Below are 23,001 nucleotides of genomic sequence, written 5' to 3'. Positions count from 1 at the left end.
CCCCTTTTTTGGTCCGCGTGAGTGGTTCACGTAGACAGCAATGTACGAGACGATCCTGCTTCCGACGGACGGCAGCGACCACGCGGCGACCGTCGCGGACCACGCCATCGATGTCGCGACCACGCGAGACGCGACCCTCCACGTTCTCTCGGTCGTTGACGACCGTGCGTTCCTCGTCCTCAACGACGACCGCATCGAGCAGGTCCGTGACGACCTCGAGGAGACCGCCCACGAGGCGGTCGACGATGCGGCAACCCGTGCCGCCGACCACGGGATCGAGACGACGACAGCGGTCGACACCGGCAACCCCGCCGAGTGTATCGTCGACTACGCCGCGACTGCCGACGTCAACCTGATCGTCATGGGAACCAGTGGCGACGAGTACGAACGCAACGTCGTCGGCAGCGTCTCCCAGCGCGTCGTCCGCGAAGCCCCCGTTCCCGTCACCACCATCGGTCCTGACGTATGAGTGGAACCGAATCCGCGCAGCAATAGCGGATCGTCCACTCGAACGGGGTGATCGATTTGCTCGAGTAGACGGGTCGGTTCACGACCGCGTAACCATAGATAATTCTGCGACCGTGATCCGCTCGTCCACAGTCATCGTGCGCGAACGGGATACATTGGATCCGTTACACACGGTTTGATGTGTGCGCCGTCACTAATGATGGAGAGATGCGCCGTTCGATCGTGATCACAGCCGTTCTGCTCGCTCTTGCGTTCGCCCTCGTCGGCGGGCCGTCGCTGTTGCTGTCGCTATCGACCAGCCAGATAGCGTCGGAAGCGCCGGCCCAGCCGGAGCAGCGGACGCCGGAACTCGTCTCGTTCGATGACTCCGAGAGCAGTTTCTGGGAGTATCTCAGTCCCACCCAGCAGTTCCAGAAACGGAGTCCGATCAACGTGGTCGTCCGTGGTGACATCGACGACATTGAGCGGGTACTGACTGAGGCAGACGGCGGTGACTGGTCGGAGATCAACGAATCCGAGGAGGAAGCGCTGCCGGATACGTACTCGCTTACCGGCGGGAACGCCTCCGACAACGAAACGCAACCGGCTAACGCGACCGCTAACGGAACGCAACCAGCTAACACGACCGCCGACGAAACGCAATCGGACGCCGAGACCGACACCGAAACGACGGCGAACAACTCGTCGGCAAACGCAACCGACGAGGAAGCGGCGTCTGAGGACTCGCAGGGTCCCATTCCCAACCTGAACTGGGGGCAGGCCGACGGCGGCACCCGCTACGCCTACGTCGATCCCGGCCCGAACGAGAGCGGCTACTGGACGACCGAAACGCGCCAGCTCGAGGACGGCGACTACTTCGGACAGCGATACCACATCCGCCTCTACGAGAGCCCCAACGAGGATGACGACTGGGTCGCCATGCAGACCCACTCGGAGCACTTCGACTGGTTCACCCTTCGACACCGCGTTCACGGCTCCCAGGACGCCCAGACGAAAGTAGAGACTGACTTCATGAAACACCCGCGAGTCGACGTCCAGGACGATGTGAGCCGCATCTACCTCGACAACAGGAACTCCGCCGACGCCGACGGCTGGGCGACCCTCGTCGAACTCGCCGGCCTGCTCGTCGTCCCGACGCTCATCGGCGTCCGAGCCGGGAGACGCGGTATCAACGCATCGAGCGGCACCGAGCGGTCCACGTCCACGGGGGAGCGCATCGCCGAGCGGACGCCCGACGCGATCGACGACCACCTCACCGATGTCGACCGCCAGCGGCTCGCCGCCGCCTACGCCCGCCTCGAGGCCGGTCACGTCCTCCTCGTCTTCACTATCCTGGCGCTGTATCTGGGTGTCCGGATAGGCGGCCTCGCCCTTGAGCGCCAAGCCACGTTCCTCACTCCCCACCAGATCGCCGCGATCCTCTATCCGGTGATCGGGGTCGGGATCCCGGTCGCGACCTATCTACTCGCACGCGGGCTCACGCGACGGCTTGACGCCGCCATCGTCGCCGCGGGCTCGCTCGCGGTCGCAGTCTGGCTCGACTATAGCCTGCTCGGCGTCTCCTCGCTGCCCGTCGATGTCGTCGTCCAGCGGATGCTCGTCGTCGTTGCGCTCGGTCTGATCGCCGGCGGCGCGGCCAAACGCGCGTCTCGGAGCACGAAGTTCAACGACATGTTGGTCGTCGGTACTGCGATGTGGCTGCTCGTTCTAGTCGGAACGCTCTTTGGCTACCTCTGAGACGGCTGATCGCGCTGTTTTTCGTCAGAACCGGGAGTCATATGACAGTTGAAGAGTGGTACTTCGGTGGCGAGCCCTTAAGTCCTTGCAACATCGTTATCAACATGAAATGGCAAGCCCCACCCGTCAGCGCGAACGCGATCCTGAAACGACAGAAAAAACGCAGGAACCGGAGCGCGAGCGGGTGTGTGACGAGTGTGACGGTGGAACGCTCGTCAAAAGCGAAGATCAGGGCGAACTCGTCTGTGATCAGTGCGGGCTCATCGTCGAAGGAACCAACATCGACCACGGTCCTGAATGGCGCGCGTTCAACCACTCCGAGCGCCAGAACAAGTCCCGCGTCGGCGCGCCGACGACCCAGACGATGCACGACAAGGGCCTGACGACCTCCATCGACTGGAAGAATCAGGACGCCTACGGCCGGTCGATCTCCTCGGACAAACGCAATCAGATGCGTCGCCTGCGAAAGTGGCAAGAACGGATCCGCACCAAAGACGCCGGCGAACGGAACCTCCAGTTCGCCCTCTCCGAGACCGATCGGATGGCCTCCTCGCTCGCCATCCCCCGCTCGGTCCGCGAGGTCGCCTGCGTCATCTACCGGCGCGCGCTCGACGAAGACCTCATCCGCGGGCGCTCCATCGAGGGCGTTGCGACCAGTACACTCTACGCCGCCTGCCGCATGGAAGGCATCCCCCGATCGCTCGAGGAAGTCGCTGCCGTCTCCCGCGTCGAGCGCAAGGAGATCGGCCGCACCTATCGCTACGTCGCTCAGGAACTCAACCTCGAGATGGAGCCGGTCAATCCCAAGAAGTACGTGCCCCGGTTCTGCTCGGAACTCGAGCTCTCCGAAGAGGTCCAGGTAAAGGCGAACGAAATCATCGATACGACGACCGAGAAGGGGCTCCTCTCGGGCAAGTCGCCGACCGGCTACGCCGCGGCCGCAATCTACGCCGCGTCACTGCTCTGTAACGAGAAGAAGACCCAGCGCGAGGTGTCCGATGTCGCACAGGTGACCGAGGTAACGATCCGGAACCGGTATCAGGAACAGATCGAAGCGATGGGCATTCACGAGTAGGCCGGGCCCAGTCCCATTTTAGCGTCAAACGTAACGTGCTACTGAGTTCCCACCGATAGATTCTACTATCGGATCATGGGCCACTCGAGAAGTGCGCCGGCCGGGAATTGAACCCGGGCCGCGAGCTTGGGAAGCTCGAGTCCTACCACTGGACCACCGGCGCTCATTTCATTCGCGCCGTGGATCGCAGTTCCTTTGGAACTGCTCACCACCGGCGCACTGCGCTCACTTCGTTCGCTTGCGCGCCGAGCCCCGCCTCACTCCGTTCGGCGGGACACCGGCGCACGTCCGACACTCGAGAATACTCACCGGCTACACTTCAACGTAGCGCTCTCGAGCGATTCCCCGTCGCCACCGCTGCCACACAAGAATCCAGCCTTACGTTGCACTCGCTGCAGACTGTCAGTACATATTACGTGTCCACCGTGGTAGCGAGACGTGCGGCAAGACGCAGTGTGTCCGGGTTGGGGTAGTGGTAATCCTTCAGCCCGTGGAGGCTGAGACGCGTAGTTCGATTCTCGCACCCGGACCTTCGGTCCCCGTTTTCACGATAGCCGTACCCGGAAACTGAGCAGCACGTCAGACCTCGAGCGATCTCTGAAACCGACCGCCCGGTCACTTTTCCCCGGGGAGGGGAGGCTATTAGGTCACGCCGCCCATACCTGCTCCCATGATCGACCTTCGCTTTTCGGAGGCGGAACTCGAGCAGCGACGCGAACACATCACGGGATTCATTCGCGACCGGGTCGACGCCGCGAGTGCCGACGGTGCGGTCATTGGCCTTTCAGGCGGGATCGACAGTACGCTGACCGCGAATCTCTCCGTCGAGGCGCTCGGGGCCGAGAACGTCCACGGGCTCGTTCTCCCGGCAACGGTCAGCAGCGAGGAGAACATGAGCGACGCCGAGTTGGTCGCCCAGAACCTCGAAATACCCTACGACGTGATCGAGGTTGAACCAATCGTCGACTCGCTTCTGGCGGCCTATCCCGAGGCCGAGGGCGACCGCGAGGCGGTCGGGAATGCACGCGCTCGCGCCCGAGCGGTCCTGAACTACCTCGTGGCCAACCACGAGGACCGGCTGGTCGTCGGGACCGGCAACCGCAGCGAGGCCGCGGTCGGCTACTTCACCAAGTACGGCGACGGGGCCGTCGACTGCCATCCGATCGGGAACCTCTACAAGGGGCAGGTCCGCCAGCTCGCCCGCCACGTCGGCGTCTCCGAGGAACTGGCGGCCAAGACCGCGACCGCGGAGCTGTGGGCCGACCAGACCGACGAGGATGAACTCGGCGTTAGCTACGATGTCCTCGACTCGATTCTAGCAACGCACATCGACGGCCCGCTGTCGATCGCCGCAACCGCCCGACTACTCGAGGTCGACGAAGCAACGGTCGATCGAGTCCGCGGGATGTACGAACGCAGCGAACACAAGCGAACGGCCCCGCCGGCACCGGACCCGCTGGACTGATTTAGCCTGCTGTCGATCACTCCCGCCACTCGTCCTCTAACAGCCCGTACCAGTAGACGTCTTGCCACTCGCCGTCGACGAATTCAGCGTCGCGATGGACACCCTCCCGCGTGAACCCGACCGACTCGAGGAGCCGGACCGACGGCTCGTTGAACTCGAAGACGCGGGCGGCGATCCGGTGGAGTCCGAGTTGGTCGAAGCCGTGTGCGACGAGGAGCGCCGTCGCCTCAGTGCCGTAGCCCCGTTCGTGGTGGTCGGGTGCGACCCAGTAGCCGATTTCGGCGTTCCGAGCCTCCCAGTCGAAATCGTGAAGGCCGACGATTCCGACTGGCGTCGCGTCGGCGACGATCAGGAGGCCCACGGTGTCGTCGCTACACACGTCGTTCTCGAAGAACTCGCGCTCCTGCTCGCGGTTGATGGGTCTTGATCGGCCGATCGGCCGCCGAATTCGCGGGTCGTTGACCTGGGTCTGCAGGAACTCGAGGTCCGCCTCTTCGATCGGTCGCAGTGTAATGCGGTCGCCGTCCAGAAACATTGGTCCAGGCATACCTTCGCTGTACATGTCACCGGATAAATCACTTTGCACCGGTCCTCGCCGATCACCACTGCTCGAGCGATACCGGATCTCGAGTCCGCCTACTCGAGCAGCGCGTCGATATCGTCGGCGTGGGCAGCGACGAGGTCGGCGAACGCCTCGGCTTCGCGTCGTTCCTGTGTAGCGCGATCGCCGTCATCCCGAACCCGGCGTTTCAGGGCGGCGAGTGCGTCGTGGGCGTTGTCCGAGATTTCCGCAGCGACCGAGTGTGGATCGTCCTCGATTCGCGAGAGCAGGCCGATTCGCAGCGCCTCCTCGGCGTCGATCGACCGGCCCGAGAGCGCGAACTCGAGGGCATCGCCCTCGCCGAGGATGCGGGGCAGCCGGACGGTCCCGCCCCAAGCACCGAACAGCCCGAAGTTGACCCCCGGTTCGCCGTAGGTCGACTCGGGCGTGCCGACCCGGATGTCACAGGCCAGTGCCAGCTCGAGGCCGCCTCCGCGTGCGGGGCCGTCGATCCCTGCGACGACGACTGCGGGGGAGTCCTCGATCGTCTGGGCCACGCGCTGGCCTAGGCGCGCGAACTCGGCCGCGCGGTCGCGGTCTCCCTCGAGCGCCGCGACCTCGTTCAGGTCGGCTCCCGCGGAGAAGGCCGGGCCGCGTCCGCGGAGGTAGATCACCGGCTCGTCGGCGTCGTCGACCGCCGTTTCCAACGCTTCGAGTCCATCGACCGTGAGCGCGTTGCGTGCCTCGGGGCGGTCGATCGTCAGGGTACGAATCGATCCGTCGGCGTCGACGTCAATCATGGCAGCAGTCGATCGGGCGTTTCCAAAGGTCTTTGCCTCCCCCGTCGTAACCCCCCGCTAATGGAGAAGGCCGATAGCTGTCGGCGTGCCGCCGCCGAGGCCGTCGCGGACGTCGAACCACAACAGCTACACGACTTTATCGAAGCGACTCTCGAGCGTGCATCGATGGTTCCCGGAACACTCACACTCGAGAGCGCCGCGATGATGGCATCCGAGGGTCACGTCATCGGAGACGATCACAAGCAGTCCCACAGCACTGGGTCCTCGGCCGCGGAGAGAGGCGAGCGAACGGACGATTGTGACCCCGACGGTGTCGTCACCAATGCGGCCGGCGTCCAGCTTATCTACGAGGGACTACGCTTAACCCGCTCACTCGCCCACGACGAGCCTTGGACGACGACCGATGCCGACGCGGGCGACGGCGACCTCGCAATCCTCGCGGCCGATATCCTCGTCGCCCGCGGGTTCTACCTGCTGGCTCGTACCGACGCCGCCAACAAAGCGGTCCGGACCGTCCAGTCGTTCGGTCGCGATCAGACCTGTCGGACCGAGCACTCGGCAGGCGGCAGCGACCTCGATCCGACGCCGTCCGATCTCGACGCCGCCCTCGAGCGAGACGTACTCGAACTCGCCGCCCTTACTGGGGCCGTCGCCGTCGGCGAAACCCCATCGCCACACCTGTTGGCCATCGTCGAGACGCTTGCCGACACTGTCGGCACCTCGTTCCCACCGGTCGAGGAGTCGCTCGGCGACCTCGAGCCCGCAGTTCGTGAGCAGTCACTCGAGGACCACGCGATCGATCGAGCAACGTCGGCGACCGATCCCTGATGTCGCTTCGACGACCGCGGGACGGGACTGCGACAAGCCGGCGCATGGCTCGTTCGAATCGAAACCCATAAAGACATCTCCGGTCAACGAAGAAGTACGCGCCTGGGTAGCTTAGCGGTAAAGCGCGTCCTTGGTAAGGACGAGAGCGCGGGTTCAAATCCCGCCCTAGGCTTTTCCTGCCGTCCACTTTGCTGTGGCGTACTTCGTTGCTCTCGAGCAATAGCGTCCCTCAAACGCCTGATTCTACCGGTAGGTCGTCGATCCGCCGGCCGCGAGTTCGGCAGCGAGCCGATCGGCGAGTCGCTCGAGCGTCCGCCGTCGACGCCAGGCGGTGTACCGACTGAGAAACGAGAGTGGTGCAGTCGGTTCGACCATACCGTCTCCGACGGCTCGAGCCGCGTTGGATATATGAATACGCTCTCCCTAGTGGTCGACAATGGGACTTCTCAGGAACAAGTGGCTATGGCTATCCGTTCTTGGCGTCCTCGTCTCCGGTGGATTGCTCCTCGCCGTCGTCGGTTACCTCGGTATACTCGTGTATTCCGGGCTCGCAAGCGGGACGCCCATCGTGACGAGGCTACTCGAGATTGCGGTGCCCGTTCTCACAGCCGTTACCCTCTTGGTCGGCCTTCTTGCGGTCTCGACCGTCGGCGTGTTGTGGGTGCTCGTCCAGAACGCGTCATTGCCACGGAGCGATCGGATGGCGACGCTTGCCGAGCGGCTCGAGCGCGAGTATACGCCGCTGCAGCACCTCGGGCTCTCGGAGTTCTTGTCACCGCCAGAACCGTCAGCGGACGAACGAGCCGAGCAGGCACTCGCCGACCTGAAACAGCAGTACGTTGCGGGCGACCTCACCGAGGCGGAGTTCGAACGGAAAGTCGATCGGCTCGTCGCGAACGATTCGATCGACGAAGCACGTGCCGCCCGCGAACGGAACCGAATTGTCGACGGGGAGGCGGACCGTCACTGACCGGACGGCTATCCGATGAGCGAGACCGCTCGAGGCCGAGCGAAACCTGTTCTCACTCGACCGACAGCCGCGCTCACTCGAGTGCGACCCGACAGCCCGTCTCGGCCGACTCGTAGGCGGCCTCGATAGCCTGCAGATCCGCAAGACCGTCCTCGCCGTCGGGTTCGGGATCGGTCCCGGTCAGCACGCAGTAGCCGAAGTAGTCGAACTCCTCGCAGACCTCGTCGACCGGCGGGCCGGTGTACTCCATGCGAACGTCCTTGCTTTCGACGACCATTTCCTGCGGAACGACGCCGCCGAACGGTGACTCGATGTCGATCATGCCCTGGGTGCCGACCAACTCGAGTGCGCTCCGGGCGTGGGCATCAAGACTCGCCGTACACGAGGCCGTCGCGCCGGTCTCGAACTCGAGTTGAAACGCGATCTGTTCCTCGACTGCGTCGAACGGCTCGCCGCTCGAGTGAGTCGTTGCGTACACCCCTGTCGGTTCGCAGCCGAGGAGGAATCGGGTCGTGTTGAGCGGATAGATTCCGAGATCGACCAGCGTGCCGCCGCCGGCGAGGTCGGGGTCAAGCCGCCACGTGTCGAGGCTCGCGTGCTCGAGCAGCGGGTGTGAGAAGCCGCCGTGGACCTGGACGACGTCGCCGATCACACCCTCGCGGACGAGTTCCCGGGTGCGACGAACCGTTGGCTCGGTCTGGAGCCGATAGGCCGTCATCAGCGTTACGCCGGCGTCGGCACAGGCGTCGACGACTCCCCGAGCGCGTTCGGCGGTGATCTCCAAGGGTTTCTCGCAGAGGACGTGTTTGCCAAACTCGGCCGCCGCGGTCGCGTACTGTCCGTGATAGGCGTTCGGTGTCGCGATGTAGATCCCGTCGTAGGCGTCCGTCTGTTCGCCTGCGAGGAATTCGTCGTAGTCGATGACATGTGGGATGTCGTACGTCTCAGCGACATCCGTCGCCCGATCGGGCGAACTCGTGACCAGCACCGTCGTCTCGCAGTAGGACCCCTCCGCAATCGCGGGTAGCGCGCGCTGGCGCGCGAAACCGCCGATCCCGATGACCGCGAGCCGGACCGTTTCCGTGACCGATTCGCGCTCCCAGTCCCGACGCATGAAGTTTGCGAATGCGTCCTCGAGTGCCATACTCGTCCTACGGCCTGCAACAAAATGGGCTACACTGAACGGAATCGTGACTGTCAGCGCTCGGAATCTGTCGATCCTAGCAAAAACTGATGGCGGGTTTTCGAACGCGGTATACGTCAATGGTATTCCCCCGGAATCGCCTTTCGAAGGAAAAAGTTATTCAATAGCCCCTACTGATATGCAAACATCAACAGGTGACGGAAGATGGTCAAAATGGAAACGGCGGAGCTGGAAACCGATCTGAGTCTGTTCAAATACGACAACCTCGAGCAACTCCCATCGCGATACCGGGAGCTCGAGGCTGAGGAACGGACCGAACGTATCGAGACGGCGCTCGAGGAACTTGGCGACGATGTCGTCATCCTGGGGCATAACTATCAGCGACGAGAAATCGTCGAGCACGCTGACTTCATCGGTGACTCCTATCAGCTCTCGAAAGAGGCGGCCGAGGCCGATGCCGAGTACGTGATTTTCGGCGGCGTGACGTTCATGGCCGAGAGCGCGGACATCATCACGGACGACGACCAGTCGGTGATTCTCCCGAGCATGGAGGCGTCGTGTCCGATGGCAGGGATGGCCGAGGCCCTGCAGGTCGACAGCGCGTGGGCCGAGATCACGGCGGCCGCGCCGGACGCCGATATCATTCCGATCACGTACATGAACTCGTATGCCGACCTGAAGGCCTTCTGTGCAAGCCAGGGTGGGCTCGTCTGTACATCCTCGAACGCCCACAAGGCGTTCGAATACGCCTTCGATAAGGGTGACAAGGTCCTCTTTCTCCCCGACAAACACCTCGGGGAGAACACTGCCCACCGACTCGACATGGAAGACGAAATCGCCGAGTGGGACCCCTGGGATCCCGAGGGCAAGGACGCCGACGAGGTCGCAGAAAGTGATATCATCCTCTGGGACGGCTACTGCCAGGTTCACGAGCGGTTCCGCGAAGACCACATCGAGGAGATCAGGGCGGACGACCCCGACGCCAACGTGATCGTCCACCCCGAATGCCGGCGCGAAGTCGTCGAAGCGGCGGACAAAGCCGGTTCGACAAGCACGATCTGCGAGACCGTCGCGAACGCCGATCCCGGCGACACCTGGGCCATCGGCACCGAGATCCACCTCACGAACCACCTCCAGCGCTGGCACCCCGACGTGAACGTCGTCCCACTCTGTGGTGACGCCTGCATGGACTGCAACGCCATGCGCCAGATCGACCCCAACTACCTCGCTTGGGTGCTCGAGGAACTCGCTGAGGGTCGCGAACACAACGTGATCGAGGTCGCCCCCGAGGAGAAGGAACTCGCGGGCGTCGCGCTCGATCGGATGCTCGATATCTAATTCATGACCGAGACAGACACCGGGACGGCGACGACGACCGACGGCGAACGCGCGGACGTCCTCGTCGTCGGCAGCGGTATCGCGGGCTGTGCGGCCGCACTCGCGGCGGCCAGAGAGGGCGCGGCGGTCCTCCTCCTGACGAAGGCGACGAAACCCGACGGCGCCAGTACTGACTGGGCGCAGGGTGGCATCTCGACGACGCGGGGCGACCCTGAGTCGCTCAAAACGGACATCATCGAGGCCAGTGACGGCACCGCCGATCCCGATGCCGTCGACGCGCTCGTCGAGAACGCCGACGACGCCGTCGAGGACGTGCTCGTCGACACCCTCGGAGTCGACTTCGACGAGGGCGACGACGGCACGTTCGACTACACGCGGGAGGCGGCCCACTCCGAATACCGGATCCTCCACGTCGACGCCGCGACCGGCTCGCACATCCTGCGGCCGTTCCTGAACTACGTCGACGACCACGAGCGGATCGAGGTGCGGCAGGATACCGCCGCGCTCGAGTTGGTCACCGATGAGGGGCGCGTCCACGGCGTGGTGAGTGATGAAAAACCGGACGGGAACCCGATCTACGCCGGCGCGACGATCCTCGCGACCGGCGGCGTCGGCGCGCTCTACGGCCGGTCGACCAATCCGGACGACGCCACCGGCGACGGCATCTCCATGGCCGCGCTCGCGGGTGCAGATATCGAGGACATGGAGTACGTCCAGTTCCATCCGACCGCCTACGCCGGCGAGGACCCGTTCTTGCTCTCAGAAGCCCTCCGCGGTGAGGGCGCAGTGCTGCGCAACGGCGATGACGAGCAGTTCATGGAGGACTACCACCCGCAGGGCGACCTCGCGCCCCGCGATGTCGTCGCCCGCGCGGTCGCGACCGAACGCGAAGCGACCGGCGAGGTCGTCTTGGACGTGAGCCCCCTCGAGTTCGCGGCCGACTACCCCGCTATCGCCGAGAAGTGTCGCGACCGTGGGATCGAGGGCGACGAGATCCCCGTCGCGCCCTGCGAGCACTTCCTCTGTGGCGGGATCGACGTCGACGAGAACGGACGGACCTCGCTCGATCGGCTCTATGCCGTCGGCGAGTGCGCCCGCACCGGCGTCCACGGCGCGAACCGGCTGGCGAGTACGAGCTTGCTCGAGGGACTGGTCTGGGGACTCCGCGCGGGCGAAGACGCGGTCGGATTCGACCCCGAAGCCGTCGAGGCTCCCGAACTCCTGAACCGGGACCCAGACCTCCCCGAACGCTTCGCTGCCGAGAAGTTCACTCGACTGACGCAGACGATGGACGAGTCTCTCGGCCTCGAGCGCGATCCCGACGAGATCGCCCGCGCGAGCAGTGTTCTCCGGCGACTCAAGGGCGAGGTCGACGCCTACATCCGTACGCGGACGGCGCGGGACCTCTACGAACTGCGAAACGCCAGCGTCGTCGCGCTGTTGATCGCACGAGCGGCGGGCGAGAACACCGAATCGGTGGGCTGTCACTATGTCGCGACCGCCGCCGACGACTCAACGGCAGAACCGCCGGCGGACGACTGAGATGATTACCGACGCACAGATCGAGCGCTGGCTCCGTGAGGACGTCGGCCACCACGACGTAACGAATCAGGTCCCCGGCGAGACGACGGGCCGTCTCGTCTCGAAGGAGTCGGGCGTCGCCGCCGGCCTCGAGGCCGCGATGGGCGTCTTCGAGTACCTCGACGTCGCCGTGACCGATCGGATCGCGGATGGGACCGAGATCGATTCCGGCGACGAACTGCTCCAAGTTGAGGGAGCTGCACGCGACGTTCTCCGGGGTGAGCGCGTCGCCGTGAACCTCGCGGGCCACGCATCCGGAATCGCAACGCGGACGCGGACGGCAGTCGACGCGGCCCGCGAGGCGCGACGGGCCTCGGAAACGCGAGCAGCCACGGCCCGCGAGCGCAGAACGGAATCGGATACCGTCGCTATCGCCGCGACCCGCAAGACCACACCCGGCCTGCGCGGCCTCGAGAAACGCGCGGTCGTCGTGGGCGGCGGCGACACCCACCGGCTCGACCTCTCGCATATGGTCATGGTCAAGGATAACCACGTCGCGGAGATGGGACTCGAGAGCGCTATCGCCCATTTTCAGGCCCAGACCTCGTTCGCAACGAAGATTGACGTAGAAGTCGAAACCGTCGCGGACGCGCCGCGGGCAGCCGAGGCCGGTGCCGACATCGTCCTGCTCGACAACATGACCCCGCCGGAGACGCGGGCAGCCGTCGACGAACTCGCCGACTACGAGGGCGTCCTGGCCGAAGCCAGCGGCGGAATCACCGTTGGGGACGTTCCCGACTACGCCGCGACCGGTGTCGACGTGATCTCGATGGGGTCGCTGACCCACTCGGCACCGTCGCTCGATCTGTCCTTCCGGACCGGCGACTGATCCGGTACCGGCTCAGTTCGCCTTCCACGCTCGAACGTCCGACTCCTCGAGAAAGAGCGACGGATCGTCGTGGGAGAAGCTGACCCACCGGTCCGTCGAATCGGTCGTCACGTGGGTCAGGAGTTCCTCCTCCAGAAGCGCCGGTTCGAAGATGTCTCGACAGGCCGAAATATCGTACGTGAGCGGGACGAAGATCGCCGTCTCGCTCGATTCGTCGCGCTCGACCGTGAGCGCGACTCGCCGATCGCTTCCGTCCGCCGCGAGCGGGCGGTAGTAGACGTTCGCCGACGTGATCGTGACGTCTCCCTCCTCGATGAGGGTCTCGACGACCTCGTACTCCTCGGCACTGACCGTCACGTCGAGTCCGATCCGTTCGTCCCGATCGACCGGCGAGACGCCAGTGGGATCGAGGACGACGGCGTCCCAGCCGTCCTCGCGGTACTCTTCGGCGATGGCGCTCGCGTCCGCGAGGAGGTCCTCCCAGAGCGGCCCCGCCGGCTCCGCGCCGTCAGCGACCACCGACTCGTCCGTCGGCTCCGATTCGTCCGCCGGTTTCGACTCGTCCGCCGTCATCGCGTCCCCTCCGACCGCACTCGTGTCGTCATACTCGAGGTCGACGACGCGGAGCGAAAAAACGTTACCTCACTCTCGGCTCGAGACGCTCGGGCTCGGGGTACCGGGCTGGGACCGATGGCCAGCCTCGAGAGACGCGCTCGCTCGGTAATCGTCCTCGTCTACGTCCCGCCGTCGTCTCCCGTTTCCGACGGCGGCAAATCGAGCCGTTCCAGCGCGTCACGCCAGATATCCGCACCGTCGGGGTCACACGCCGCCTGCCACTCCGCCGGTGGCAGTATCGTCGCGTCGATCTCTCCCTCTTGGGCTGCTACCGGCGGATCTATCCGAACCAAGTGGAGCACCACCCCAACACCGTTCGTCTCTCGGATCCGGGCCAGCGCGGCCGTCGCTTCGTCGACGTCCAAGAACGAGAGCATGCATTCAGTGACGAAGATATCGATCTCGTCGATCCCGAACGCCTCGCGCAGCGACGTGACGAGATCCTCGTCGCGAATATCCGCCTCGAGCAGCCACTCCCGCGTCGACGGTGCCGCCGTCTCCAGTATCGACTGGGAGGCATCGAAGCCGTACGCCGCCACGTCGTACTCGCGGAGCGACTCGACGGTCGCCCCCGCGCCACAGCCCGCAACGACGACCACCGGCTCTCGATCGGCGTCCGCGACGAACTCGGCGAACGCGGCGAGCTCCCGTTCCTTATCGTATCTCTCTCCCATGCCACACTGCCGGCCCGCGCGTCGAAAACCCTCTCGGTTCCGTCCGGGACGGCGTCAATTTGGGGTCTCCGTTCCGGTTACTGGACGCCGGACCACTCCCGACCATCACCGATGCGTTCGATCGAAACGTCGCTCGCGTCACTGATCAGGGCCTCCTTGAGCGCCACCCGGACGGTGTCAGGATCCGACGGCCCGCCCGCGGCCGCGATGGTCCCGACCGATGCCGGATCGAGCGGCACCGCGAGCGCGTCGTAGACCGCCTCGAGCACGTCCGTGAGTTCCGCGCGGTTAGCCACGAGCGCGATGCCGGCAACGAGGGCGGCGTCGCTCCGAACGCGCTGGGCAATCCCGACGAGTTTCCGCCGTCGTCCATCGGCGCTCGCGTCCGTGACCGACAGCGAGTGCGTTCCGGGGCAAAACGAGTCGTCGGGCTCACCCCGACTCGGCTCGAGACCGAGCGTTCGCAGCGCCCGCTCGAGGGAAGCAGTGGCGCGGTCGTATCTCTCGGTCGTGCCGGCGCGGCGGTCAGTAACGGGTTCGGCGCGAGCGAAGGCCAGCGTCGTCGCGCCGTCGTAGGCGACCGCTCGACCGCCGACGCTGCGCTCGATCGACGGAAACCCGCGTCCGTCGGCGGCCTCGAGAGCACGGTCGTACCCCTCGAGGCGGGCATCCCGGCGGCCGAACGCGACCTGCCGGTGAGGCGTCCAGACGCGGATGGCCTGCTCGCCGTCGGCAGCCACCGAGAGCAGTCGCTGGCTCGCCTCGCGATCGGCCGCGATAGACGCTTCCCGCCCGCGAAAAACGCGCATGTCTGTCATTTGACTCGGTGCATCTAAACCTTCACGCCGCCCAGACTGGGACGACCGATGGCCGTCATGCTCTCCGAGGCCGTGTTGGCTCGCTACGAGCGCTTCTCGCTGTACAACTCGCCATATCCCGCCCATGACGGCGGCTGCGCGATCGATCTGTATCCCGGGACCCTGATCAACGGCCGGACGACTGCCGCGCCGAGTCCAGTCGCCGGCACCGTCCGCGAGACCCGGACCGTCCGCGCGCCGCCGAAATCCTACGCGCCCGATCACGACCATCTGATCCTGCTCGAGCCCGCGGACTCCAGCCCGTTTGCCGGGCTAACAGTTAGAATCCTCCACGTCGAACCGTCGGTCGCGGCCGGCGACCGCGTCGACCGGGGCGACTCGCTGGGTCGACTCGTCCGCGCGGGCTTTTTCGCACCGTGGGTCGACAATCACCTCCACGTCGGGTTTCGCGGACCCGACCAGAACCCCTATCGGGCGTCGGGCTCGCTCCCGATCGAACTCGAGGTTCCGGTGCGCCCGCTCGAGTGGGACGGCACCGGCCGGGTTGTCTCGACCGGCGATACCTACGCGATCCTCGATGCGCCGCCCCATCCCGATCCCGGAACGGCGTTCGTCGGCGTGCGAGCCGACGACGGCGGCGTCCTCGACGGCGGGCTCCCGCACTACGACGGTGGCGGACTGCTCCAACGGGGCGGTTCGATAGAGCGGGACGGATCGTCCGAGAGGGTTGTGTCGCTGAACGGCGACCGCCTCGGCGTCGCCGACGGCCGCACAATCGCGTGGGACGATGTGACCGTCACGGCCAACGGCGAGCCGATCACCGGGCTATCGTTGTTCTGCGCTCGAGACAGCGACTTCGGCGCGAAACTGATCTGTCCGGAGCGTTCGTTCGAGCGCGGCGAGCGGGTTCGGGTGCGGGTTCGCTCGAGCGGGGCCGTCTGAGACGAGCCGTCAGTCGTCCTGCAGCGTCTCGCCGTCGACGACGCGGCCGACGAACAGCGGCGTCTCGGTGGGCCGATCTCGGATATAGAACAGGAACGGGCGATCGACGGTGAGTTCGACCGTTTCAGACGGCATACTCGTCACTTCCACGACGACTGCTGTCGCGGCCGCCGCTTCGGTCCCCTCCTCGTCGACATCGACGAAGCTCTGGTGGACGATATCGTCGACGACCAGGTCCGCGTTGTCGCCCTCGACCATCCCGCTGAAGTCCGCGCGCGAGTCGAAGGCTCGCTCCATGCCCAATTGTTCCATGATGGCGACGAGGCTGAATTTCGACTCGATACCGAATTTCGGGAGTGCAAGGTCGACCCGGGTTTTTGAGCCTGCCTCGAGCATCGTCGCGAGCCGGTCGACGGACAGGTCGGATTCGAACGTCTCGAACTCGCCTTCGGCGGGGAGGACGACAACCATGCTGGTGTCGCCGTTGGCGTAGGGGAGTTCCACGAGCTGATGGCCATCGATTTCGGCGTACTGGAAATCCGCGGTCTGGTGCATCATCTCAACGTCGGTTTCACTGCCGTCGAAACTCGTGAACGGTGCCGGTTCGGTTGCGTCCGGATCGAATTCGCGTTTCCAGGCCGCGAGGAAGTACACCGCGTTCGTCAGGACGAGCCGGGTCGACTGCTTGATCGAATCCTCGGGCAGGAGGTCCTCGATCCGGTCGTTCGTCCGCTCTTCGATCCACGCATTGATCTCTCGACGGGCTTCGTCGGGGCTCCCTTTGAAGTCGACCAGCCGCTCACCGACCCCGTAGTAGGTCTCGAGCAACTCGAGATACGCCGCGTCGAAGTCGTAGCTCTCCTCGGCCCAGACCGAGTTGGCACTCGAGAGTTGGAAGCCGAGTTCGTCTCCGTCTGCGTCAGCGTCCTCGGCGTCCCCGTCGCCACTCTCGCCGCCGAGCGGATCGTCGACGTCCGCACCGTCCTCGTTGCGCCGCTCGAATTCGGCCTCGAGCGCGCCGAAGGCCGGGTGGAGGTCATCGCGCTCGAGTTCGTACTGGAGCGCGTCGGCCATCTCGGCGGCCGTCTCGCCGCGGGCACCGGCGTACGTCATCGCCAGCGCGACCGAGACACTGTACGGTGAGCAAAACAGGTTCGCCTCGGGTTGGTCGTCGCGGAGCTGTCGGAGGAGATTGAACGAAAACGCGACGTTCCCCCGGACCTGCTCGGCGAGCATGGCGGGCTCGATTTCGGGATCGGTAACGGGATCGATAGTCGGGAAATCAGGCGTTGCGTACCCGTCGAATCCGCCGCCGTTCGTGTCCGGGTTATCGGTGTCGGTCTCAGCTGGATCGCCGCTGTCACGATCCGCTGGCTCGTGGCTCGTACATCCGGCGGCACCCGCGAGGAAGGCACCGGAGAGCGCCAGAACGGTTCGCCTGTCGTGTCCGCCAATTGCCATACTCGAATGGCCGCCGGGTAGCGATAAACCCTTTCTGGAGAGTGAAACAATCATTTGAGCTTCCCCGTCGGTAGCGCCGTCGGGGTCCAGTCGATGAACGCCGGACAACGGACACGCCGGGAAACGTAGCTGTCAAGACTGTCGCCGACGGACAGGCGGCCATGACCGAGGAGACGCCGACGATGGACGCGCTCGACGAGTTCGACGACCTCGAGGGGATGCTCCAGTATTTCCTCGACGAGAATCAGGAGTTCCTCTCGTGGCTCGGGACGACCGTCGACAACGTCGGCGACGGGACGATGACGATGTCGATCCCCTACGACGAGAAATTGACGAACACGCGACCCAATGCCGCGCCCAACGAGGAGGCGGATCTCCACGGTGGCGTCGCGGCTACGCTCATCGACACCGTTGGCGGCCTCTCCTTGCGGACGGCCATGGACGACCCCTTCGGTGCGCGGATCGCGACGATCAACCTGAACGTCAACTATCTCCGCCCGGCGACGAGCGACCTCGTGGCGACCGCTGACGTGATTCGCGTCGGTGGCAGCGTCGGCGTCAGCGAGATTACCGTCGAAAGCACGGCCCCCGACGGAGCGACGAAGCCGGTGGCAATCGGACAGGGCGCGTACCGCGTGTTCCGATCCGAGTAGCGACGGTCGTCGCGTTCGACGTCGCCGCGTCTCGATACATCTCTCGCGTTCCGTCTCGCTCGACGGAAATGCTCGACCTTCTGCAGAGTGGATCCGTGACTGATTCTCTCGATGCGCCGATGCCAAATATTCGGAGGTGTTGGGGCGCTCGGTGCGAGCGGCGACAGCCATGATCGTCAGGAGTCGCCAGTCACCATCCGGAGCCGAACGATGAGGGCCACCGTCGCGACGCCGAACGCGGCAGCGGTCAGGTTCGCACCGAACGAGATGAAGTACCAGAAGGCGTACGCGCATCCCCCAACTCCGATCAGATACACCGGCCGCAACCGTCGTTCGTTCATTCGTCAGGTCCCTCCGTCCGCGTGCCGAGTCGCGGTTTTCTCGTCGGCACCGCGTGCCCCGGTCGAATCCCGTTCATATCCGCTCGTCGGATGGACAATAGTAAAAGCTACTCACTGGCAACCGGACCCAGCGACGCGCTCTCGGCCGTCCCGTCGTTTGCCGTCCTCGAGTACCTACGCTCGGCGACGACCTATGTGTCGGCAGAGAGCATCCGAAGGCGTACGACGAGATAGACCGCCACGAACACGAACGCGCCCGCATACAGCCATGTTCCGTTCGTGACCGCATACGTGAACGCGACCACATTCAGCGCGATGCCCACCAGATAGACCGGTCGCAACTGCCGTCTGTTCATTTGCTCTCACCGTCGCTCGTCCGCTCGAGGCCCCGGTCCCCCGACGGAGTCGGGCGTCGTGAAATGGACGTATTCATGCACGCTCCTTGGAGCGGCACGGTTAAAACACCTCAATCAGGATCGGACACCGATCGCGGGCCATCTCGGCGTCGCGCTACCGATTCCCGCCGGAGCGACGTCACGTTCGGACGCTCGGTTGGTGGGAGTCGGTGTCTGCGTGGTCTGTAGCCGACGCGCCGCGCTCGCTCGAGGCGGCTGTCTGCCGGCGATCGCGAACGCCGACGATCGTCCCCGCGGCGAGATCGCCGAGGCGTTGCCCGCGCTCGGTGATGGCGATCGCGAGAACGCTCGGGAGATACAACAGCGAGGCCTCGAGCAGGCGGACGAGGTTACGGACGAGTACTTGCCGGCCGCGGGCGGGGCCGCCGTCGGCGTCCGCGACGGCGAGTCCGAGGAGGCGCTTACCGACCGCCGTCCCGGTGGCCCCCTCGCAGACGACGAAGTAGCCGATCCAGCCGACGACCGGTGCGCCGACCCAGATCACGTTGGTTGCCTCCTCGAAGGACCCCCAGGCGATCTCGTAGCCCATTCCGACGACGAACAGGACGGCCAGGGACGCCGCGATCGCGGCTATCTAGTCGACGATCGCCGCGAGGACCCGTTTGCCGATCGCGCCCTCGGTGCCCGGAGCGACGATCGGTGGCCGCTCCTTGTCGGCCGGTCGGGGATCCTCGACCCGATCCGAATCGGTCGTGGTGCCGTTCGGGGCGGCGCGCCTGCCGACGACCGTCCCGGCGACGACGTCGCCGAGGCGCTGGGTGCGATCCGTCCAGACCATCGCCAGTGCCCCGATGGCGTACAGACCGAGCGCGTCGATCGGCCGGAGAAGGTTCCGAACGAGCGCCTGGCGTCTCGAGAGTCGGCCGCCGTCGGCGTCGACCACGACCCGATTCCCACAGATGTGTTTCCCGGGCGTCGTTCCGTATCGGTACTCGAGTATCGCGTAGTAGGCCACGGAGACGAGAAGGAACAGCGCTATCCTTATCTCCTCGGGATACGCGAAGCCGTCGGCGCTGGTGAGCCACTGCTGGACACCGACTCCGAACACGACGGCGATCAGGAGACCGCTGGTGAGGATCGAGATCAGACATGCGTCGATGAACGCGGCTATCGCTCGGGATTGCAGTCCCTCTCGTTCGCTTTCCGGATAGATCGCACGCGACAGACGCCAGTCGGCACGGTCTCTCGGATCGATCGAGGCGACGACGGTATCGGCGGCGAGATCACCGATGCGCTGGTGGCGATCGGTGCCGGCCATCACGGCGCTGCCAAGTGCGTACAGGCCGAGCGCATCGACCGGCCGACATAGATTCCGAACGAGTACCTGGCGAGTCGACGGGCGCTCGCCGTCCGCGGTCGCGACCGCCAGACCGGCCACGTGTTTGCCGACGGTCGTTCCGTATCGCGATTCCGCGATCGTCGGGTAGCAGACGAGTGCCAGAAGGGCGGAACCGGCAAAGATAGGGAGGGAGGTGTTGCCCGTTCCGATCCCGTTGATTCCCTCGTACGCGATCGCTACGGGAGCGTACGCGACGAGTGCCAAAAGCGGAAGAAGGGCCAGATCGAGACAGGCCGCACCGATCCGCCGACGCGTCACTCCCCGCTCGCTGCCGGCGACCACTTCGGGATAGCGCCGTCCCCCATCGGTCGTCCGCCCGAACTCACGGAGATCGGACGGATCGAACTCGGTGAGCATCTCTCCGGGTTTGCGCCACATGGAGGTGTGGACCGCCGCGACCGTCAGCCCTCGCTCGTCCGCCAGTCGGGCCAGGCCGCCGAGGTGGGCCTTCCCGGTGACGAGGGCGACGTCCCCGTACTCGCGGTCGGCGGACACCGCCGCGAGGCGATCGAGCATGACGCGGTTTCGATGGCCGATCGTCCAGTAGATCAGGGCGTAGGCACCGAACAAGCCGGTCAAAACGAGCCACAGGGAGAACAGCCCGATAATGAACAGCACGGCCGCGGCAGCGAGACCCGTCAGACCCAGACAGACGGCCGAATAGCGTCGGCCGCGCCGATGGAGAACCAGCGCTCCGAGCATCCCGCCGAGGACGACGGCAGCGGTCGCAACCGTCGCGACCGGCGACTGCCATGCGATGTACCCGACGAGGAGCCAGTTCGCCGCGATCATCGCCGGTCCCGCGTCGAGCAGCCGTCGCAACGGTGTGTCGTCGACGGTGTGGACGGCGATCTCGTCGCCGGCGACGCGCTCGACCGCGATCCGTTCGGTCGGGATGATGTCGCGGTTGAACAGAACGAACAGTGGCAGTTGCGACAGGAAAAACAGCGAGTAGAGACCCACCAACAGCAGCGGGGCTCTACAACCGATCCTGCAGAGTTCCCGCAGCGTCAGGGCGTCTGCCTCGAGGAAAATCGCGTCGACGTGGCCGGCGAACTCGTCGAGTTCGTCGGTCACCTTGTCCGGCTGATCCGCGTGGATCACGCCGAACAGCCCGATCCGTTCCGGTCCGTTCATTGATTGTTCAATAACAAAGCAATATAAATAAAAACGTTTCGAGATGCAAGGGATTCGCCGGACCGGAACGGGGAAACTCGCCCCGATCACCTACTCAGGCGAACTCGATATCGTCGCTGGGTTCGACCTCGCCGAACAGCCACGCGGCGTGGTCCAGGGCGTACTCGCGGTGATCGTCCTCGATCGCGCCGATGCAGTCCTCGACCATGATCGGCCGGAAGTCACGCAGCCCCGCGCTCCCACCCGTGTGGAGCACGCAGACGTTTGCAAGGGTGCCACAGATCACCAGGTCGTCGATCCCGCGGGCGTTGAGCCATCCCTCGAGTTCTGTGTTGTAGAACGCGTCGTAGGTGTGTTTCTCGACGACGTTATCGGCCGCGTCGACGGGGAGTTCCTCGACGATTTCGGCCTCCCATGACCCCTCGAGGACGTGCTCGCCCCACTGGTCGAACTCGTCGTAGTAGTGGGTGTCGTCGAACTGTTCCGGTGGATGGACGTCGCGGGTGAAGAGCAGTCGTGCCCCCGCCTCGCGAGCGCGATCGACGAGCGCCGCGATCGGTTCGATGACGTCCTCGCTGCCTGGCGCGTACAGCGAGCCGTCCGGGTGACAGAACCCGTTTTGCATGTCGACGACCACCACTGCCGTGCTATCTGGCTCGAGGCGCATGTCTATGCAATGGTACGAACGCGATCGTAAAAACGTTCGCGCCGCGCTCGAGCGCGGTGCGTGGGTGTTCCATCGAGCGGATCGGCCTTCGGCTGCTGGCATCGAGTGGTCACGTTGGCGGCGTAGTGTTGCTCGCTCCGAGCCGCCCGTTCGGCGTGTGGTGGCGCGCGCTGGGCTGCGGTGAGTCACTGACGAACCGCAGTCGGAAGCCGTGCGAGGGATGAGCGAGTGGCGCGAACGGGTGCACCGCGCCCGTGAACGAAACAAGTGAATCGGTTTGGGAGGGCGTGGCGATTCCCTGCTGCCAAGAGAGCGGATCACTTCGGAGCAGATCGCTTCGGGTTTCTTTGCCCTCGCGTTCCGCCCATGGCCGATACCGAGCGACAGCCACAGGTCAGTCGAAAGGGCGCTCCTCCCCAGCGGCGTTCTCGAAGCCCCAGTTCGGCAACCGGTCCGTCGTCCCGGGACACAACTCTCCCACTCGAGCCTCGGTGCTCCGAACGCGTCCGGAGGTCCGCTCCTTGTACTTGTGACCGAGTCACTTTCAGAATTATAGCAGTAGATATAAGTCATAACGAGTTGGAATTCAGAATGGAAGCCGCTCTCCAAAAATAGGGGGCTACATCGAAATGCCCCGGGTGGTCACGCACCCGAGACGTGCTTCCAAATCCCGACCAGGGATTTGCAAGCAATGATTGCGTTCATTCTACCGGGATATAAACATCCCGCACGACAGCGGAATCGCCCGACTCGAGTAGCGTCACTGCCGTCCCGCCGAGCGAGATGTGGTCGCGATGGGTAGCGACGCCGACGCGGTCGACGATCCCGACGACTCATCACTGCGGCCCGACTGTCCGCGTTGCGGTGCCCCGGTCGGATTCGTCACCGCTACCGGCCCCATGACGGCCTCGGCCAGCCCCTGTGGCTGTACGGTGCCGCCCAATCTGGTCCAGCGCGACGACTAGAGTAGCCACTGAACGTCACTGCACACCCGATCGCACGACGGTAGCGCGGTTCGGAGCGAGCGACGTGAGCGAGAACCGCGGACTATGCGATCGGCGTGTAAATCGTTTCAGTTGGTACTATAGGGGCTCGGCCAGAGCGCTCGAGGGGGCCGGTTCGCCAATGGCCGGAGTCGCGGTACGGGGCTTCGGTTCCGTTG

General features: G+C 65.0%; 25 protein-coding genes and 2 tRNA genes. 13 read left to right on the top strand and 14 right to left on the bottom strand.

All coding sequences use genetic code 11. The features are described 5' to 3' along the window. Window positions 1-40 precede the first annotated feature (40 nt). The 3 genes from K6I40_RS16955 to K6I40_RS16945 all read left to right on the top strand — a co-directional run bounded on the left by K6I40_RS16955 (window position 41) and on the right by K6I40_RS16945 (window position 3,280). Complete coding sequence (locus tag K6I40_RS16955) at window positions 41-469, top strand: universal stress protein (RefSeq protein ID WP_222920167.1); 429 nt, start codon at window positions 41-43, stop codon at window positions 467-469. A 206-nt stretch (window positions 470-675) separates the two neighbouring features. Then, window positions 676-2,205: a hypothetical protein gene (locus K6I40_RS16950; RefSeq protein WP_222920166.1), complete on the top strand. Its 1,530-nt coding sequence runs from the start codon at window positions 676-678 to the stop codon at window positions 2,203-2,205. A 109-nt stretch (window positions 2,206-2,314) separates the two neighbouring features. Beyond that, entirely contained in the window at window positions 2,315-3,280 is a 966-nt protein-coding gene (locus K6I40_RS16945) for a transcription initiation factor IIB (protein ID WP_006183920.1), read from the top strand. 92 nt (window positions 3,281-3,372) lie between these two features. On the opposite strand, the gene K6I40_RS16940 is transcribed toward K6I40_RS16945, so the two are convergent. Continuing rightward, window positions 3,373-3,443 (bottom strand) — tRNA-Gly (locus K6I40_RS16940). Window positions 3,444-3,950: 507 nt separating this feature from the next. Here K6I40_RS16940 and K6I40_RS16935 point away from each other — a divergent pair. Beyond that, a complete protein-coding gene (locus K6I40_RS16935) occupies window positions 3,951-4,745 on the top strand; it encodes an NAD+ synthase (protein WP_222920165.1) in 795 nt (264 codons plus the stop codon). A 16-nt stretch (window positions 4,746-4,761) separates the two neighbouring features. Here the strand turns inward: K6I40_RS16935 and K6I40_RS16930 are convergent, their stop codons facing one another. Next, the gene (locus K6I40_RS16930) at window positions 4,762-5,292 is read right to left on the bottom strand and encodes a GNAT family protein (RefSeq protein WP_222920164.1); all 531 of its coding nucleotides are present in this window, start codon (window positions 5,290-5,292) and stop codon (window positions 4,762-4,764) included. An 89-nt stretch (window positions 5,293-5,381) separates the two neighbouring features. Continuing rightward, on the bottom strand, window positions 5,382-6,086 hold the full coding sequence (locus tag K6I40_RS16925) for an enoyl-CoA hydratase/isomerase family protein (RefSeq protein ID WP_222920163.1): 705 nt from the start codon (window positions 6,084-6,086) through the stop codon (window positions 5,382-5,384). Window positions 6,087-6,146: 60 nt separating this feature from the next. Between K6I40_RS16925 and K6I40_RS16920 the strand changes: the two genes are divergently transcribed. After that, a complete protein-coding gene (locus K6I40_RS16920; protein WP_222920162.1) occupies window positions 6,147-6,914 on the top strand; it encodes a hypothetical protein in 768 nt (255 codons plus the stop codon). A 100-nt stretch (window positions 6,915-7,014) separates the two neighbouring features. After that, window positions 7,015-7,086 (top strand) — tRNA-Thr (locus tag K6I40_RS16915). A gap of 71 nt (window positions 7,087-7,157) precedes the next feature. Here the strand turns inward: K6I40_RS16915 and K6I40_RS28555 are convergent. Further along, window positions 7,158-7,289, bottom strand: coding sequence for a hypothetical protein (locus K6I40_RS28555; RefSeq protein ID WP_255682120.1), 132 nt, complete (start codon window positions 7,287-7,289; stop codon window positions 7,158-7,160). Window positions 7,290-7,350: 61 nt separating this feature from the next. Here K6I40_RS28555 and K6I40_RS16910 point away from each other — a divergent pair, with 61 nt between their 5' ends. Then, a complete protein-coding gene (locus K6I40_RS16910) occupies window positions 7,351-7,884 on the top strand; it encodes an SHOCT domain-containing protein (RefSeq protein ID WP_222920161.1) in 534 nt (177 codons plus the stop codon). 73 nt (window positions 7,885-7,957) lie between these two features. Here the strand turns inward: K6I40_RS16910 and gfo6 are convergent, their stop codons facing one another. Then, window positions 7,958-9,028, bottom strand: a complete 1,071-nt coding sequence (gene gfo6 / locus K6I40_RS16905) for a D-xylose 1-dehydrogenase Gfo6 (protein ID WP_222920160.1) — start codon at window positions 9,026-9,028, stop codon at window positions 7,958-7,960. Window positions 9,029-9,232: 204 nt separating this feature from the next. Between gfo6 and nadA the strand changes: the two genes are divergently transcribed. The 3 genes from nadA to nadC are packed head-to-tail and all read left to right on the top strand — an operon-like array spanning window position 9,233 to window position 12,776. Next, entirely contained in the window at window positions 9,233-10,366 is a 1,134-nt protein-coding gene (nadA, locus tag K6I40_RS16900) for a quinolinate synthase NadA (protein WP_222920159.1), read from the top strand. Between the two features lie 3 nt (window positions 10,367-10,369). After that, window positions 10,370-11,908 (top strand): FAD-dependent oxidoreductase, encoded by a 1,539-nt coding sequence (locus K6I40_RS16895; RefSeq protein ID WP_222920158.1) that lies wholly within the window; start codon window positions 10,370-10,372, stop codon window positions 11,906-11,908. Between the two features lies 1 nt (window position 11,909). Continuing rightward, window positions 11,910-12,776 carry a carboxylating nicotinate-nucleotide diphosphorylase gene (gene nadC, locus K6I40_RS16890; RefSeq protein ID WP_222920157.1) on the top strand — a complete coding sequence of 289 codons (867 nt, stop codon included), beginning with the start codon at window positions 11,910-11,912 and terminating at the stop codon, window positions 12,774-12,776. Between the two features lie 12 nt (window positions 12,777-12,788). Here the strand turns inward: nadC and K6I40_RS16885 are convergent, their stop codons facing one another. The 3 genes from K6I40_RS16885 to K6I40_RS16875 form a co-directional block, all read right to left on the bottom strand. After that, the gene (locus K6I40_RS16885; RefSeq protein ID WP_222920156.1) at window positions 12,789-13,349 is read right to left on the bottom strand and encodes a hypothetical protein; all 561 of its coding nucleotides are present in this window, start codon (window positions 13,347-13,349) and stop codon (window positions 12,789-12,791) included. A gap of 161 nt (window positions 13,350-13,510) precedes the next feature. Beyond that, the gene (locus K6I40_RS16880; protein WP_222920155.1) at window positions 13,511-14,065 is read right to left on the bottom strand and encodes a methyltransferase domain-containing protein; all 555 of its coding nucleotides are present in this window, start codon (window positions 14,063-14,065) and stop codon (window positions 13,511-13,513) included. Window positions 14,066-14,142: 77 nt separating this feature from the next. Further along, window positions 14,143-14,874, bottom strand: coding sequence for a lipoate--protein ligase family protein (locus tag K6I40_RS16875; protein WP_222920154.1), 732 nt, complete (start codon window positions 14,872-14,874; stop codon window positions 14,143-14,145). 57 nt (window positions 14,875-14,931) lie between these two features. On the opposite strand from K6I40_RS16875, the gene K6I40_RS16870 reads away from it, so the two are divergent. Then, window positions 14,932-15,825, top strand: a complete 894-nt coding sequence (locus tag K6I40_RS16870; protein WP_222920153.1) for a hypothetical protein — start codon at window positions 14,932-14,934, stop codon at window positions 15,823-15,825. 9 nt (window positions 15,826-15,834) lie between these two features. Here K6I40_RS16870 and K6I40_RS16865 read toward each other — a convergent pair whose 3' ends face one another. Continuing rightward, on the bottom strand, window positions 15,835-17,286 hold the full coding sequence (locus K6I40_RS16865) for a serpin family protein (protein ID WP_222920152.1): 1,452 nt from the start codon (window positions 17,284-17,286) through the stop codon (window positions 15,835-15,837). 161 nt (window positions 17,287-17,447) lie between these two features. Between K6I40_RS16865 and K6I40_RS16860 the strand changes: the two genes are divergently transcribed. Next, window positions 17,448-17,939 carry a PaaI family thioesterase gene (locus K6I40_RS16860; protein ID WP_222920151.1) on the top strand — a complete coding sequence of 164 codons (492 nt, stop codon included), beginning with the start codon at window positions 17,448-17,450 and terminating at the stop codon, window positions 17,937-17,939. 176 nt (window positions 17,940-18,115) lie between these two features. Here K6I40_RS16860 and K6I40_RS16855 read toward each other — a convergent pair whose 3' ends face one another. The 5 genes from K6I40_RS16855 to K6I40_RS16835 form a co-directional block, all read right to left on the bottom strand. Next, window positions 18,116-18,280, bottom strand: coding sequence for a hypothetical protein (locus K6I40_RS16855; RefSeq protein ID WP_222920150.1), 165 nt, complete (start codon window positions 18,278-18,280; stop codon window positions 18,116-18,118). A 191-nt stretch (window positions 18,281-18,471) separates the two neighbouring features. Next, on the bottom strand, window positions 18,472-18,636 hold the full coding sequence (locus tag K6I40_RS16850; protein WP_222920149.1) for a hypothetical protein: 165 nt from the start codon (window positions 18,634-18,636) through the stop codon (window positions 18,472-18,474). Window positions 18,637-18,814: 178 nt separating this feature from the next. After that, window positions 18,815-19,225 (bottom strand): RDD family protein, encoded by a 411-nt coding sequence (locus K6I40_RS16845; protein WP_222920148.1) that lies wholly within the window; start codon window positions 19,223-19,225, stop codon window positions 18,815-18,817. Window positions 19,226-19,270: 45 nt separating this feature from the next. Continuing rightward, window positions 19,271-21,172, bottom strand: coding sequence for an RDD family protein (locus tag K6I40_RS16840; protein WP_222920147.1), 1,902 nt, complete (start codon window positions 21,170-21,172; stop codon window positions 19,271-19,273). A 94-nt stretch (window positions 21,173-21,266) separates the two neighbouring features. After that, a complete protein-coding gene (locus tag K6I40_RS16835) occupies window positions 21,267-21,839 on the bottom strand; it encodes an isochorismatase family cysteine hydrolase (RefSeq protein ID WP_222920146.1) in 573 nt (190 codons plus the stop codon). Window positions 21,840-22,633: 794 nt separating this feature from the next. On the opposite strand from K6I40_RS16835, the gene K6I40_RS16830 reads away from it, so the two are divergent. Continuing rightward, window positions 22,634-22,804, top strand: coding sequence for a hypothetical protein (locus K6I40_RS16830; RefSeq protein WP_222920145.1), 171 nt, complete (start codon window positions 22,634-22,636; stop codon window positions 22,802-22,804). The last annotated feature ends 197 nt before the right edge of the window (window positions 22,805-23,001 follow it).

The sequence above is a fragment of the Natrinema sp. SYSU A 869 genome (genome assembly GCF_019879105.1).
Taxonomy (GTDB): Archaea; Halobacteriota; Halobacteria; order Halobacteriales; family Natrialbaceae; genus Natrinema.
The sequence above is the reverse complement of the archived record's forward strand: the minus strand, read 5'-3'. Positions and strand labels throughout refer to the sequence as shown.